Source organism: Chelativorans sp. YIM 93263 (assembly GCF_028767125.1).
In the GTDB taxonomy this organism is placed as follows: Bacteria; Pseudomonadota; Alphaproteobacteria; order Rhizobiales; family Rhizobiaceae; genus Chelativorans.
This window is the reverse complement of sequence record NZ_JAKCWP010000001.1, coordinates 91579-105826: the sequence shown is the minus strand read 5'-3', so window position 1 is coordinate 105826 and position 14248 is coordinate 91579. Positions and strand designations below refer to the sequence as shown.

At 60.4% G+C, this 14248-nt stretch carries 12 protein-coding genes, 1 tRNA gene and 1 pseudogene; 8 read left to right on the top strand and 6 right to left on the bottom strand.

What is annotated here, in order from left to right; translation table 11 throughout:
* Positions 1-57 precede the first annotated feature (57 nt).
* On the bottom strand, positions 58-354 hold the full coding sequence (locus LY631_RS00525; protein ID WP_274423155.1) for a 4a-hydroxytetrahydrobiopterin dehydratase: 297 nt from the start codon (positions 352-354) through the stop codon (positions 58-60).
* Positions 355-364: 10 nt separating this feature from the next.
* On the opposite strand from LY631_RS00525, the pseudogene LY631_RS20385 reads away from it, so the two are divergent.
* A pseudogene (locus LY631_RS20385) lies at positions 365-481 on the top strand (arsenate reductase/protein-tyrosine-phosphatase family protein); the annotation flags it as partial.
* Positions 482-591: 110 nt separating this feature from the next.
* The gene (locus LY631_RS00520) at positions 592-927 is read left to right on the top strand and encodes an arsenate reductase/protein-tyrosine-phosphatase family protein (protein WP_445082815.1); all 336 of its coding nucleotides are present in this window, start codon (positions 592-594) and stop codon (positions 925-927) included.
* On the opposite strand, the gene thpR is transcribed toward LY631_RS00520, so the two are convergent.
* Both thpR and LY631_RS00510 read right to left on the bottom strand, forming a co-directional pair.
* Entirely contained in the window at positions 831-1427 is a 597-nt protein-coding gene (thpR, locus tag LY631_RS00515; RefSeq protein ID WP_274423154.1) for an RNA 2',3'-cyclic phosphodiesterase, read from the bottom strand. The genes LY631_RS00520 and thpR overlap by 97 nt on opposite strands.
* 82 nt (positions 1428-1509) lie before the next feature.
* Positions 1510-2190, bottom strand: a complete 681-nt coding sequence (locus LY631_RS00510; protein ID WP_445082814.1) for an arylesterase — start codon at positions 2188-2190, stop codon at positions 1510-1512.
* Positions 2191-2253: 63 nt separating this feature from the next.
* On the opposite strand from LY631_RS00510, the gene LY631_RS00505 reads away from it, so the two are divergent.
* Complete coding sequence (locus LY631_RS00505) at positions 2254-2952, top strand: ABC transporter ATP-binding protein (protein ID WP_274423153.1); 699 nt, start codon at positions 2254-2256, stop codon at positions 2950-2952.
* Between the two features lie 125 nt (positions 2953-3077).
* Entirely contained in the window at positions 3078-5576 is a 2499-nt protein-coding gene (locus LY631_RS00500; RefSeq protein ID WP_274423861.1) for an ABC transporter permease, read from the top strand.
* Positions 5577-5579: 3 nt separating this feature from the next.
* Here LY631_RS00500 and holA read toward each other — a convergent pair whose 3' ends face one another.
* Complete coding sequence (holA, locus tag LY631_RS00495; protein ID WP_274423152.1) at positions 5580-6614, bottom strand: DNA polymerase III subunit delta; 1035 nt, start codon at positions 6612-6614, stop codon at positions 5580-5582.
* A gap of 304 nt (positions 6615-6918) precedes the next feature.
* On the opposite strand from holA, the gene LY631_RS00490 reads away from it, so the two are divergent.
* The gene (locus tag LY631_RS00490) at positions 6919-7386 is read left to right on the top strand and encodes a hypothetical protein (protein WP_274423151.1); all 468 of its coding nucleotides are present in this window, start codon (positions 6919-6921) and stop codon (positions 7384-7386) included.
* Positions 7387-7755: 369 nt separating this feature from the next.
* On the opposite strand, the gene LY631_RS00485 is transcribed toward LY631_RS00490, so the two are convergent.
* Positions 7756-7831: transfer RNA gene (locus LY631_RS00485), tRNA-Ala, on the bottom strand.
* 132 nt (positions 7832-7963) lie between these two features.
* Between LY631_RS00485 and LY631_RS00480 the strand changes: the two genes are divergently transcribed.
* The gene (locus LY631_RS00480; protein WP_274423150.1) at positions 7964-8254 is read left to right on the top strand and encodes a YggT family protein; all 291 of its coding nucleotides are present in this window, start codon (positions 7964-7966) and stop codon (positions 8252-8254) included.
* Between the two features lie 29 nt (positions 8255-8283).
* Here LY631_RS00480 and phaR read toward each other — a convergent pair whose 3' ends face one another.
* Positions 8284-8913: a polyhydroxyalkanoate synthesis repressor PhaR gene (gene phaR / locus LY631_RS00475; protein ID WP_274423149.1), complete on the bottom strand. Its 630-nt coding sequence runs from the start codon at positions 8911-8913 to the stop codon at positions 8284-8286.
* Positions 8914-9157: 244 nt separating this feature from the next.
* Between phaR and LY631_RS00470 the strand changes: the two genes are divergently transcribed.
* Together LY631_RS00470 and LY631_RS00465 are read left to right on the top strand one after the other, a co-directional pair.
* Complete coding sequence (locus LY631_RS00470) at positions 9158-10339, top strand: acetyl-CoA C-acetyltransferase (RefSeq protein ID WP_274423148.1); 1182 nt, start codon at positions 9158-9160, stop codon at positions 10337-10339.
* Positions 10340-11168: 829 nt separating this feature from the next.
* Complete coding sequence (locus LY631_RS00465; RefSeq protein ID WP_274423147.1) at positions 11169-14246, top strand: helicase-related protein; 3078 nt, start codon at positions 11169-11171, stop codon at positions 14244-14246.
* Positions 14247-14248 lie beyond the last annotated feature (2 nt).

The window sequence follows — 14248 nt, the reverse complement described above, 5'->3', positions numbered from 1 at the left end:
GTTAGGCTCTTGGTATTTGGGTAAGTGCCAGCGGAAATGCAAACTCGGTGATCGGTCTCAAGAGCCGGCCAGCTTATCGATCTTTCTCGCCAGTTTGAGATCGAGCTCCGTCAGGCCGCCGGCATCATGGGTAGAAAGCGAGATGTCCACGGTCTTGTAGACATTCGACCAGTCGGGGTGATGGCCCATCTTCTCCGCGGCCAGGGCCACGCGCGCCATGAACCCGAAAGCCTCGCTGAAATTGGCGAAGGTGAAGCGCCGGCGGATTGCCGTGCCGTCCTCGGAAGCCGACCAACCCTGAAGCTCCGCAAGTTCCTTTTCGATCTCCGGTTTGTCCAGTTTTTGCGTTGGCATCGAATGCTCCATGATATCAATTGGCACCGACAACAAGGATAACGTTCTCGGCATGACAGCACAGCCCCGTACGGCCATTCTTTTCGTCTGCCTCGGCAATATCTGCCGCTCGCCGCTTGCAGAAGGCATCTATCGCAGCGTTATTGCCGAGCGCGGGCTCCAATCGAAATCCATGTCGAATCGGCGGCAATCGGCTCCTGGCACATCGGCTCTCCGCCCGATTCGCGCTCGGTCGCCGTGGCGCGGGATTGCGGTGTCGACATTTCCGGCCAGCGCGCGCGTCAGGTCAAATCGCAGGACTTCTCCCGGTTCGATCGCATTTTCGGAATGGATCGCGCCAATGTGCGCGCCTTGCGGCAAAAAGCGCCTGAGGGCGCGCACGGGCGCATACATCTCTTTCTCCACCACGCGCTGGGGCAGGACGAGGAAGTGCTTGATCCCTACTATGGCAGCGAGGAGCGTTTCGCGGCCGTTTGTCAGACGATCCGCGAAGCCTGCGAGGCGCTCGCCACGCGACTTTCCGAGCGCGATGATTCTGCACTCAGCAGTGGCCACACCTCCTCGACCACATAGGGACCGCCGCCGGTGGATTCCCGCGCCGACATCAGCACAAACCGGTTCACCCGGAAGGGTGCAGTGGCGAAGTTACCGCGCGCTGAGAGATAGGACGCAACATCGCGCGGGGAGGCGTTCTTGAGGCGGGCCAGCGTCACATGCGGGGTGAATTTGCGCGGATCCGCGGGAAGTCCCAGCCGCTGGCAAATACGCTCGATCTCGCCTTGAAGCGCATAGAGGTCCGGAGATGCCGCAACGCCGGCCCAGACCGCATGCGGCTTCTTCTGGCCAAAGGCACCGACGCCGGAGAGCGTCAGGGAAAAGGAGGGGCGGCGGACCCGGTCAAGCGCGTTGGCGACCTCGTCGGCCACATGGCCTTCGATGTCACCGATGAAGCGCAGTGTGAGATGATAGTTTTCGACATCGACCCACCGGGCTCCCGGTAGGCCACCGCGCAGAAGCGAGAGCGACAGGGCTGCATCGCGCGGAATCTCGAGGGCGGTGAAAAGTCGCGGCATGGCAACCTCCTCGAATCGCTATCTTAAGAAGCAGCGAATCATCGATTGCTGAGTGGGGCAAGCGCTTTCTCCTGTCGAGCGCTTACATGTCGGCCTTTTCCCCTTCTAGAAGCGGCTCCAGGGCGGGCAGAACATTTTCGACCATGATCTGAACTCCTTCTGCATTGGGGTGCATGCCGTCGTCCAGCAGCAGCGAGGAATCGCCCATCACGCCATCCAGAAAGAATGGCACGAGCGGGACGTCGTGTTTCTCGGCAAGCCGGGGATAAATCGCGTTGAATTCTTTCTGGTAATCCGAACCCATGTTGGGTGCGGCATAGATGCCCACCAGCAGCACGTCGATCCCGCGTTCTTCCAGCCGGGCAAGCATCGCATCGAGGTTCTTTTCCGTCTCGACGGGGGAAAGACCGCGCAGCATGTCATTGGCGCCGAGTTCAAGGATGACGAGGTCCGTATCCTCCGGAACCGACCAGTCCAGCCGCGACAATCCGCCGCTTGTTGTGTCACCCGAGACACCGGCATTGACCACTGAAACCTCATGGCCTTCGGCGCGGAGCGCCTCTTCGAGCTGCTCCGGGAAGCCCTCTCCCGGCGCGAGCTGATATCCGGCCATCAGACTGTCGCCAAAGCCGACGATATTGTGCGGCTCGGCAAAAGTAGCCGGCGCGGCCATAAGGAGCAGGAGACCCGCAAGCGGTGCAGATGACATTTTCGTGAGGGAGGAAATAACGCCTCGAAAATTGCTGAAGAATTTGATTGCCATTAAATGCCACCCATATGTGCCAGAACCGCGCCCGCAATATTTCACATATAGGACGCCCCGCCCGTGACCACACCCGTGATCGATCTCGAGAATGTATCTCTGCGCCTTGGCGAAGGCCCTTCTTCCGTAGATGTGCTCAAGAATGTCAGTTTGAGGGTCGAACATGGCCATTCCACGGCCATTGTCGGCCCGTCCGGGTCTGGCAAATCCACCCTCCTGATGGTGATCGCCGGGCTCGAACGGGTTGACAGTGGCGCGGTGCGCGTCGCGGGGGAGCGCATCGACCAGCTCGGCGAAGATGCCGTTGCCGCTTTTCGCGGCCGCATGATCGGCATTGTCTTCCAGTCGTTTCATCTCATTCCGAATATGACGGCGCTGGAAAACGTCGCCGTGCCGCTCGAGCTCACCGGCCATGACGATCCTTTCGCGGTCGCACGGAAGGAACTCGATGCGGTCGGCCTGAAAGACCGTTTGACGCACTATCCCGGCGAGCTTTCCGGTGGCGAGCAACAGCGGGTGGCAATCGCCCGCTCGCTGGCGCCGGACCCGGCGATCATGATCGCCGACGAGCCGACCGGCAATCTGGACCAGGCCACCGGACGACAGATCGCTGATCTTCTTTTCTCCAAGGCGCGTGAGCGGGGGACCACACTGGTGCTGGTTACGCATGACCTTTCCCTTGCAACCCGCTGCGATCGGCAGGTGGCGATGCGCTCAGGGCGCATCGAAACGCCTATTGCCGATGCTGTAGTCGAGGGTTGAGGCGCATGGTCCGCAGCGACGGCACCACCGCCGAGGATAAGTCGAATTCCTTCTCCCAGGCAGAGCCAAGCACGAGGCAAAGTGGTGCGGGACCCGTTCTCGCCTTTCGCTTTGCACTGCGCGAAATGCGCGGCGGTCTTTCCGGATTCTTCGTCTTTCTCGCCTGCATCGCGCTCGGTGTTGCGGCCATCGGCGGCGTGAACTCCGTCGCCCGCGCCATCACCGGCGCGGTGGAAACACAGGGACAGGAACTGCTCGGCGCTGACATCCGCTTCGAGATTGATCAGCGCGAGGCGGACGAGGATGAAAGGGCTTGGCTTTCGAGTCTAGGTGAGTTGGCCGTCAGCGCCAATATGCGTTCCATGGCCCGTCTGCCGGACGGTTCCGACCAGGCGCTGGTGGAGGCCAAGGCGGTGGATGGGGGATATCCGCTCTTCGGTGAACTGGTCACCGAGCCCGCCCTTCCCCACAGCGATCTTTTCCGTCTAAGGGAAGGTGCTTATGGCGCGATCGCAGCGCCGTTGCTGATGGACCGGCTCGATCTTGCCATTGGCGATCGGCTGATGCTCGGGGATCAAACTTTCGAATTGCGGGCCGCGCTCGTTACCGAACCGGATGCGATATCCGAGGGCTTCGGTTTCGCCCCCCGGCTGATGATCTCGCTCGACGGCTTGCAGGCGGCCAGCCTCGTGCAGCCGGGCAGCATGGTCGAGCACGTCTATAAGCTGCGTCTCGACGAAGGCACGAGCGAAGCGGATATCAACATATTGCGCGAGGAGGCAGGTGAACGCTTTCCGGAGGCCGGCTGGAGCATTCGCACACGGTTCAATGCCGCCCCGGCGCTTGCCTCGAACATCGAGCGCTTTTCCCAGTTCCTCACCCTTGTCGGACTGACGGCGCTGGTGGTCGGCGGCGTCGGCGTGGCGAATGCCGTACGCGCCTATCTCGATGGCAAACGCGCCGTTATTGCCACTTTCAAAAGCCTCGGCGCCTCCGGCGGCTTTGTCGTTACGGTTTATCTCATCCAGATCTTGGTGATCGCGCTCGTCGGCATCGCGGCAGGTCTCGTCCTCGGCGCTCTCATGCCATTTGGGGCAAGCGCGATGCTTGCATCCGTTCTGCCCATGCCGAGCAATGTGGGGATCTATCCCGGCGCGCTCGGGTTGGCGGCCCTGTTCGGCGTACTGACCACACTCGCCTTTGCGCTTCTGCCGCTCGGGCGCGCTCGGGACGTGCCGGCGACCGCGCTGTTCCGCGAGATCGGCGTTAACGGAAAGGGCTGGCCGCGTCTGTTCTATATCGTTGCTGCGGCGGTCATTGCCGCCGGTCTTGCATTTCTGGCCATATTCTATTCCGAGGAACGGCGGATTGCGGCCATTTTCGTGGGCGCGGCGGTCGCGGCCTTTCTGGTGCTGCGGGCAGTCGGCTGGGCGGTGCAGGCGATGGCACGGCACGCGCCGCGCGTGCGATCCACCGCGCTCAGGCTTGCCATCGGGAATATTCATCGTCCCGGCGCGCTGACCCCCTCTGTCGTCCTTGCGCTCGGCCTCGGGCTTACGCTGCTTGCAACGCTGGCGCTGATCGACGGCAATCTGCGTCAGCAGATTTCAGGTAATCTTCCGGAAGTGGCGCCGAATTTCTTTTTCGTCGACATCCAATCCGACGAGATCGGGAATTTCACCGAGCTCGTGGCTACGGAAGCACCGGAAGGGAAACTTATTCGTGTGCCGATGCTGCGCGGGCGCATAACGGCGCTGAATGACGTCAACGTGCGGGATATGGATATCCCGCCGGAGGGTGGCTGGGTACTGCGGGGCGACCGCGGGATCACCTATTCCCAAAACCAGCCGGAGAACTCCACGCTTACGGAAGGGGAATGGTGGCCACCCGATTATGACGGCGAGCCGCTGGTCTCCTTCACGGCTGAGGAAGGACGCGAGCTTGGCCTGGAGCTTGGTGACACGCTGACCGTCAATGTGCTCGGCCGGGAAGTGACGGCCCGCATCGCGAGCTTCCGCCAGGTGGAGTGGGAGACGCTGGCGATGAATTTCGTCATGGTCTTTTCGCCCAACACCTTCGCCGGTGCACCGCACGCCTGGCTTGCAACGCTGACCGATCCGGAGGCGGCTCCGGCAGACGAATCACGCCTGCTGAATGCGGTAACCCGGAGTTTTCCGACCATCACGACGGTAAGGGTGAAAGACGCACTGGAAATCGTGAATGACCTCGTCGGCCAGCTTGCCGCGGCCATCCGGGCGGCTGCGGCTGTCGCGTTGATCGCCTCGGTGCTAGTGCTTTCCGGGGCACTAGCGGCCGGCAACCGTGCCCGCATTCACGACGCCGTCGTGCTGAAGACGCTGGGCGCCACGCGGGGAACGCTGATCCGCGCCTTTTCGCTCGAGTATTTCCTGATCGGTCTCGCTACGGCCGTATTCGCGCTCATTGCCGGCGGTGTGGCGGCATGGTTCGTGGTCACGCGCATCATGACCCTGCCCTGGACTTTCCTGCCGGAAGTGGCGCTTTCGACGGTCGCGATCGCGCTCGTACTGACGGTCGGATTCGGGCTCATTGGCACCTGGCGGGTCCTGGGGCACAAGGCGGCGCCAGTGCTGAGAAATTTGTGAGCGTTACCGCGCCGCCCGCGCCCCCTCTATGGCGAGGGCAAGAAGCGCCTGCCGGCTGAGAGAGACGGCCATGGCAGGATGCTGGCGCGATTTCAAAATGGCACCCTGCAGGCGCTCACCTGCTGCCTGCAGCTTGGCGCGAGTCCATCGTTGCAAAGCCTGCTCCACCGCCCGCCGACGCGCGAAGAAAACCGGCGGACGCGCCGACGCGACAGCGGCGGCCGGCGTTTTGCCGCTCTCCACCTGTTCGCGCATGATCTGCATGGCCTGAACGTTCCTCAAGGCGGCTGAAAGAACCAGAAATGCAGGATTGCCGCCGGCGACATGGCGTGAGAACAGCGTGTCGAACTCGGAGATGCGGCCACAGAACACCGCGTCGATCGCGGTATCCATGTTCACGCCTGATGCATCGCCGATCGCCGCACGCACATCCTCGGCCGTCACCTCGCCGCTTCCAGAGCAATAAAGCGCGAGCTTTTCCAGTTCGCTGCGCGAGGCCAGGCGGTCGCCGCCCAGATTCGCCTTCAGGATCTGCCGGGCTTCCAGCCCGATCGTCAGCTTCTCCTTCGAAAGCACGTCATCGATCACCGCATCAATGCTGCGCGCATCATCGCTGTAGCAGGGCAGTGCCATCGCGCCGGCGCCGCCCTCCACGGCGCTGCGCAGCGCCGACCCCTTCTTCAGATCACCCGCCTCAATGAGCAGTATGCAGTCGGATGGCGGTTCTGCGAGCAGAGATTTCATTGCCCCGACGACAGCCGGCTGATTGGCCGCACCGCGCACCCAGACCAGCCGCCGGTCGGCAAACATTGGTACGGTCCGAGCCTCGGTCAGCAGCCGGTCCGGTTCATCGGTCTCGGCAGCATCGATTCTGACGACGGAAAAGGGATCGTCCAGCGGCAGGCCCGTTTTTTGCGCAAAGCTCCTGGCACGCTCGGAGACGAGACCGCGATCCGGCCCGTAGATCAGGACGAGAAAAATGTCGCGATCCGGTCGAGCGAGCCAGGAATCAACCTCATGGGCCTTCTTTTGTGCCATTACATCAGAGTCGGTTAGTTTGCGTGGTGCAGGCGGAGAGGAGCTCTTCGCCAAGCAGGTCAAAAATAACCTCGTTCAACACATCGGGGTGGCGGAACCAAGTCGATATTCCGACGCCACATAGCACGGTTCATCCCTGCCAGGAAGCTGCACCATCCACAGTTCGTAAGAGGGCGAGCCCAGCTTGAGCTGCCGGTGACCCGGAGTTCTGATTACATGTAATTATCAACGTATTTCAATATAATCTGAAAAGTAAAATAACGTACTCGTGTAATTAAATATTCTATATATGGAAGGGTACATTATGGCTCATATATCCGAACCTTTTGATGTAATGGTTATAAATGAATCTTCAGGACATTGCCTGGGAGTCTCAAATAACAGTATTTCCGATGGAGAAACAACATCGATAATCGGTATTTTGCACGACGATTTAGAAAATCCTGACGTGATCTGGCAGTTGAGGGGAATACCTCCTATCGGCCAGGAAATCAGTCTTACCCACAAAAAGACCGGGGCATTTCTAACGCACGAGAGCGAAAAAATACACACAGACGACCGGACTCCCAGCTTTAATGCGATCGCGAAAAAGGGTGCTGAAGCGAGCTACTTTTTTCGTGACGGGGACGGAGTTGACAGGCACCTGCTCAGTCTCGGTCGTGCTCAATATCTGACGTTTCGGCAGATTGGCGCAATCACGGCCGTATGGGGCCCTCGTGATGCCAGCCAAGTAAACAACGACGGTTTTGTGTGGATTATCAAGCAAGTGTAATGAGCGAGATTTTATAAGAGCTTCCTCATAGTTCGAGGTAGCCCTTTACATCAAATGATTGCTTATCAAAACGTGCCAGCATGTCTTCTAGTATTTATCCGCTCCCGTTCAGGCTCTGAGCCGATCGGCCAGCCTGACCGGGAGCGCTCGACAATGTCTGTTTCGTCGTGCGCCAGCCCACCGCCGGTTAGCGGACGGTCCGAACTCCGTCACCCCTTCCAAGAAGGCCGTCACTGCCACCATTAGGGTATTTCGACGATGGGACGTGCGGACTGGAGCCTCTCCAATCCATTCGGGTCGAAGTGTTACCCATGTCTCCGATATGTGGTAACCGTATGTGTGGCCGGGTCTACGCTTTGCCGGCCCGGCTGGTGGAGCTGAGGGGAATCGAACCCCTGACCTCATCATTGCGAACGATGCGCTCTCCCATCTGAGCTACAGCCCCGTTTCGCCGGAATGACGCGCATTTAGGTCGCGGTGGCGGTCACTGTCAAGCATCACTTTACCTGTTACAGGCTCGGGACTTGCCGTGCCGCGCGCCAGTGGCTACATGTCGCGAAGATTTGGGGAGACTGGCATGCTCGCGCTTTTTCGCACCATAGACATGGCACTTAGCATTTACTGGTGGTTCATTATCGCTTCAGCGATTTTTTCCTGGCTCTACGCGTTCAACGTCGTGAACCCGCGCAACCAATTCGTGGGTATGATCGGAGACTTTCTGTTCCGGGTGACGGAGCCCGCCCTGCGTCCGATCCGCAATCTCCTGCCGGATATGGGAGGTATCGACATCTCGCCCATCATCGTATTGCTGATTATCTTCTTCGTGCGCCAGCTTCTCTGGACGACTATCGCGCCAGCATTCGTATAGCCGGTTTTCCCGCCGGCTCAAAAGCGCTGCTAACCCTTGGTCATTGCATCAATCTTGCGCTGCATTGCGGCGACCTGCTCGCGCAGCTCCTGAAGGTCGTTCTGATTGGCGGGCTCGTTTTCGGTGCGCCCTTGCTCGGGTTCCTGCGTGGCGCCATTGGCGTTGGTCCGGGGCGGCGCCGTGAACATGCGCATGGCGTCCTGAAACAGCTCGAGATTGCGCCGTGTCTGCTCCTCGAACAATTTCATAGGCGCGCTGATCTGCATCATGTCGTCCATCGATGATGTGCCGAAAGCCTTGTGCATCTGTTCGCGCATGCGCTCCTGCTCCTTGGCGAAAACGCGCATGGACTGCTCCAGAAAGCTCGGCAGAACCATCTGCATTTGGTCGCCATAAAACGCGATGAGCTGACGCAGGAACGCTTCGGGCAGCATCTTCTGCCCGTTCTTGTCGTTTTCCAGTTCGAAGATGATCTGTGTCAGAATGGAGTGGGTAATATCGTTGCCGGTTTTCGCGTCGTGCACGACGAATTCCTCGCCGCGCCGGACCATCTGTGCCAGATCTTCCAACGTTACATACGTGCTGGTGCCGGTATTGTAGAGCCGGCGATTGGCGTATTTCTTAATGACCACCGGGCCATGCTCGTCTTTTGCGGGCATCACCGAAACTCCCTGGCATGACTGGGGACCGGACGATACGGTCTGCATCGCGACAGGATATGCGAAGAATCCCGGCAAATGAAAGCGCTTTTCCGTGGCGGGTCATGCCAGCGGATCGCTTCAACGGAATTGACGGCCACAATCGCTGCCCGGTAAGGACCAAATGAACTGACTTCGCGTTCGGACCATCGAGCGCCGAACAGCTTTTGCGGCTCTACCGAGTCGAATGAGATAGGAGATCGATATGCCTTCTTCCAGCGCGATCGTCGTTGCCGCAGCCGCACGCACGCCTGTCGGCGCCTTCAACGGCTCTCTGGCACAAATACCGGCCCACGACCTTGGGGCGGATGTCATCAAGGCCGTCCTGGAGCGGGCCAATCTCCAGGCCGAAGAGGTAGACGAGGTCATTCTGGGGCAGGTTCTGACGGCCGGGCAGGGCCAGAATCCCGCGCGGCAAGCCGCCATCCAGGCCGGATTGCCGAAAGAGACGACGGCATGGGGGCTGAACCAGGTGTGCGGCTCGGGTCTTCGGGCCGTGGCGCTTGGTATGCAGCAGATCCTGTGTGGAGATGCGGAGATCATCGTTGCGGGCGGACAGGAGAGCATGTCTCTTGCCCCGCATTGCGCAAATTTGCGCGCGGGCGTGAAGATGGGCGATTTCGCAATGGTCGACACGATGATCCGTGATGGTCTGTGGGACGCCTTCAACGGCTACCACATGGGCGTAACGGCGGAGAATGTAGCGAAAGCCTTTCGGATCACGCGCGAGGAGCAGGACGCCTTCGCTCTGCAGTCCCAGCACAAAGCCGAAGCCGCACAGAAGGCCGGAAGGTTCAAGGATGAAATCATCCCCATCACCGTCAAGAACCGAAAGAGCGAAATGGTGTTCGAGGAGGACGAGTACATCCGGCACGGCGCCACCCTCGAGGGGATGCAGAAACTGCGCCCGAGCTTTGAAAAGGATGGAACGGTGACGGCCGGCAGCGCCTCCGGCATCAACGACGGGGCCGCGGCCGTAGCCCTGATGCGCGAGGACGAGGCCGCGCGGCGCGGCATTGAACCGTTGGCGCGGATTGTCTCCTGGGCGACGGCAGGCGTCGACCCGGCGGTTATGGGAACGGGGCCGATCCCTGCCTCCCGCCGGGCTCTGGAAAAAGCCGGCTGGCGGGTGGACGATCTCGATCTGATCGAGGCAAACGAGGCTTTCGCCGCCCAGTCCTGCGCCGTCAACAAGGACATGGGATGGGATCCCGAGATCGTGAATGTCAATGGCGGCGCTATCGCCATCGGCCATCCAATTGGTGCGTCCGGCGCCCGCGTTCTGAACACGCTGCTTTACGAAATGCGCCGCCGTGACGCGAAGAAAGGGATCGTCACACTCTGCATCGGTGGTGGTATGGGCGTTGCCATGTGCGTGGAGCGCTGAAGGCGATCCGCCCATTCCAGGCATATTTGTCAGCAACCAGCGCCGACCGTGATCGGCGCTGAGCTGCAACCCACGCGAAACGCCGTCGAGGATGATTGCGTCAAAATGGGACGGAATGGTTAAGAATACTCCGACGCACGGACGTATAATCGGTCGCAGGCCTGTGGGCAATCTGTTGGCAACCTGTGGATAATACCATATCTGGTAGGGAACGGAACGAAAACATTGCGGTCCTTCCGATTCGTCTGCCATTCGTTCCCGTTTTGAGCGGAATCTTAATCCAGGCACTTCTAAAGCACGGCAAGTGGTAACGCACTGTTCAGAAATGATAATGAATTCTTAAGCTTAGGCGAAAGCGGCCTGAACGCGGCGATGCTCTCTCGTACAAGCGTTGACACGGTGAAGCGTTTAGCGTGCAAGCAATGTGGTGACGATTCAGCATTTCGGTCTTGAGGTCCGGTTTGACCAAAATGTTGTGGGGAACAAAAGATGAATCCAAAAGAGTAAGCGATTCGTCGCTGATTCGTTCCAGACTCGTTCTGATTGTAAATCGCCTCTTTTTTTACCTTTCGTTTCGGGTGAGACTACCTATATGTGTTCAAGATCGTGGGGGCTGCGCTGCGGCACAGATCCGTGCAAATTCGATTGGGAGGACTTTCATGAATTCGCCCCTAGAGCAGCGGCCCCCGACAGCCCTTTGCTGTGCGCCCGTAACCGCCCGGTATCATTCAAGGACGAGGGCTTCGCAAAACGAAACCTCAAGGCAAGCATAAGGCTCTTGGTTCCAAATACCTTCCGACAGCTTCCGTGAGAGTGGATCGAGCCACGGATGAATATTCAGCTTAAGCAGAGTGACAGCACCACCCTGGACGGGCGTGGCGTCACGGCCGTTCTCGGGCCGACCAATACCGGTAAGACACATCTGGCCATCGAGCGCATGGTGGCCCATGAATCAGGCTTGATCGGCCTTCCGCTCAGGCTCCTTGCGCGCGAGGTCTACAGCCGGGTCGTGAGTCGTGTCGGCGAGAGCAACGTCGCGCTGATCACCGGCGAGGAGAAAATCGTGCCTCCCGGCGCACGCTATTTCGTGTGCACGGTGGAAGCCATGCCGCGCGAGACGGATGCGGCCTTTGTTGCCATAGACGAGGTGCAACTCGCCGCCGATTTAGAGCGCGGACACATTTTCACCGACCGGCTTTTGAGCCTGCGCGGGAGGCAGGAGACGTTGCTGCTCGGCGCGGCGACGATGCGCGGCATACTGGAAAAGCTGCTTAAGGGGATTTCGGTCATCACGCGGCCGCGAATGTCGGTGCTGACCTATGCGGGCTCGAAGAAAATCACCCGTCTGCCGCGGCGTTCCGCCGTTGTCGCCTTCTCTGCCGACGAGGTCTACGCGATTGGCGAATTGATCCGCCGTCAGCGCGGTGGTGCGGCGATCGTGCTCGGTGCGTTGAGCCCGCGTACGCGCAATGCGCAGGTCGATCTCTACCAGTCGGGAGATGTGGATTATCTGGTCGCCACGGACGCCATCGGCATGGGGCTCAATCTCGACGTCGATCACGTCGCCTTCGCGCAGAATCGCAAGTTCGATGGTTTTCAGACCCGCGAGCTCTCGGCGGCCGAGCTCGGCCAGATCGCCGGGCGCGCCGGCCGTCATGTCCGCGATGGCACGTTCGGAGTTACGGGACGGGTCGATCCGCTTCCCGACGCCCTGGTGGAGCGTATCGAGACGCACGAGTTCGAGCCGGTCAAGATGCTGCAGTGGCGTTCCGCGGGGATAGACCTGTCGAGCATTGACGCGCTGAAGAGGTCGCTTGAGACCGCGCCGCCAGCGGAGGGCCTCACGCGCGCCCTGCCGGCGGCTGATTTGCGTGTTCTGGAGCACCTGTCCAGCGATGAGGAAATCCGTGCGCTGGCGATGGATCGTGCCAGTGTCGGGCTCCTGTGGGATGCCTGTGCACTGCCGGACTACCGCAAGATCGCGCCCGCCCAGCATGCGGAGCTCGTCGGCGGAATTTTTGCTGATCTTGTGCGCAACGGCCATGTAGATGAAGATTATGTGGCCACACAGGTCCACCGCGCGGCATCCACCGAGGGCGAGATTGATACGCTTTCCCACCGCATCGCCCAGATTCGCACCTGGACATTTGTTTCCCACCGGCCAGGATGGCTGGCCGATCCGTCACACTGGCAGGAAAAAACACGCGAGATCGAAGACAGACTGTCGGATGCGCTGCATGAAAGATTGACGAAACGCTTCGTTGATCGCAGGACATCCGTGCTTATGAGGCGCCTGAGAGAGAACGCAATGCCGGAAGCAGAAATTAGTCCCGCGGGCGAGGTCCTGGTCGAGGGCCATCATGTGGGCGAGATGCAGGGTTTCCGTTTCACCGCGGATAAAAGCGCCGAGGGAGAGGATGCCCGCGCCGTCAAGGCGGCTGCGCAGAAGGCCCTGGCAGCGGAGTTCGAAGCTCGAGCCGGGCGTTTCGCCTCTGCTCCGAACGGCGACCTTGCGATCGGCTCCGACGGTGTGTTGCGCTGGCTCGGTGCGCCCGTGGCCACGTTGACGGGCAGTGATGATGCGCTGAAGCCGCGGGTTATTCTTCTGGCGGATGAGCAATTGACCGGTCCCGCGCGCGATAAAGTCGCCGCACGCGCCGAGCGTTTCGTGAATTATCAGATCGAAACGCTCCTCAAGCCACTCGTCGATCTCCGGCAGGCCGAGACCCTGAGCGGGATCGCGCGCGGCCTCGCGTTCCAACTGACCGAGAACTTCGGGCTGTTGAACCGCCGGGATGTTGCCGAGGAAGTGCGCGCGCTCGATCAGGAAGCACGGGCCGCCTTGCGCCGTTTCGGCGTGCGTTTCGGCGCCTATCACATCTTTATACCCGCGTTGATCAAGCCAGCGCCGGCCGGTCTTGCCACCCTGTTATGGGCGCTCAAGAACGATGCCAAAGACAAGCCCGGCCATGGCGATGTGGTGGATGCCCTCGCGGCAGGCCGCACGTCGATTGCGACCGATCCTGCCTTCGAACGTGCGTTTTATCGCCTGGCCGGTTTTCGCAATCTCGGCCGGCGTGCGGTGCGGGTGGATATTCTGGAACGCCTGGCCGATCTCATCCGGCCGGCGCTTGCCTGGAAACCCGGTCAAGGCAGTCGGCCTGACGGCGCTTTCGGCGAAAATGCTTTTGTCGTCACGCCGGCCATGATGTCCATTCTGGGTGCGACCGCCGACGACATGGAGTCCATACTCAAGAGTCTGGGCTACAGGGCCGAAGCCAAACCTGCGGAAGAGGTGAGCGCGAAGCTCGCGGATTTCGATGGGGCCAAGCCGGACGCTGAAGCCCTTGAAACCAGTTCCGCTGAAACCGGCAATGGTGTGGCCGCAAAGCCTGCCGAAGACACTGGGAATTCTGCGCCGGAAGCCACGGATCGAGCCGACACGGAGAAAGAACCGGTAGACATGGCCAACACCGAGCAGGGTGAACCCGCTGCGCCTTCGTCCGGGACGGGTGGTCTTGCCACGGACAAGGGGCCGGCCCAACCGCTCGACGTCGATGAGCCCCAAACAGCCACGACCACCGACCAAGTGAGCCAACCCAAGACCAATGGTGCTGCCGAAGCCGAGGGTGAGGAAGAACCGAAACCGGTGCTGATCTGGAGGCAAGCCCGTTTCGAGCGGCGTCGTCCGCCGCATCGGCGTGTAAAGCAGGACGGTGCACGGAAGGCCGAAGCCAAGCCCGGCGCACATCATAGCGCCGGTGACGGCCGACAAAAGGGACCGAGGCCGAAGAAAAAGGAACGCCGGCCCGGTGGTCCGCCTCCGCGCGAGCAGCGGCGGCAGGAGATAGATCCCGATTCGCCCTTCGCAAAACTTGCAGCGCTGAAAGACCAGCTCACGAAATAGAA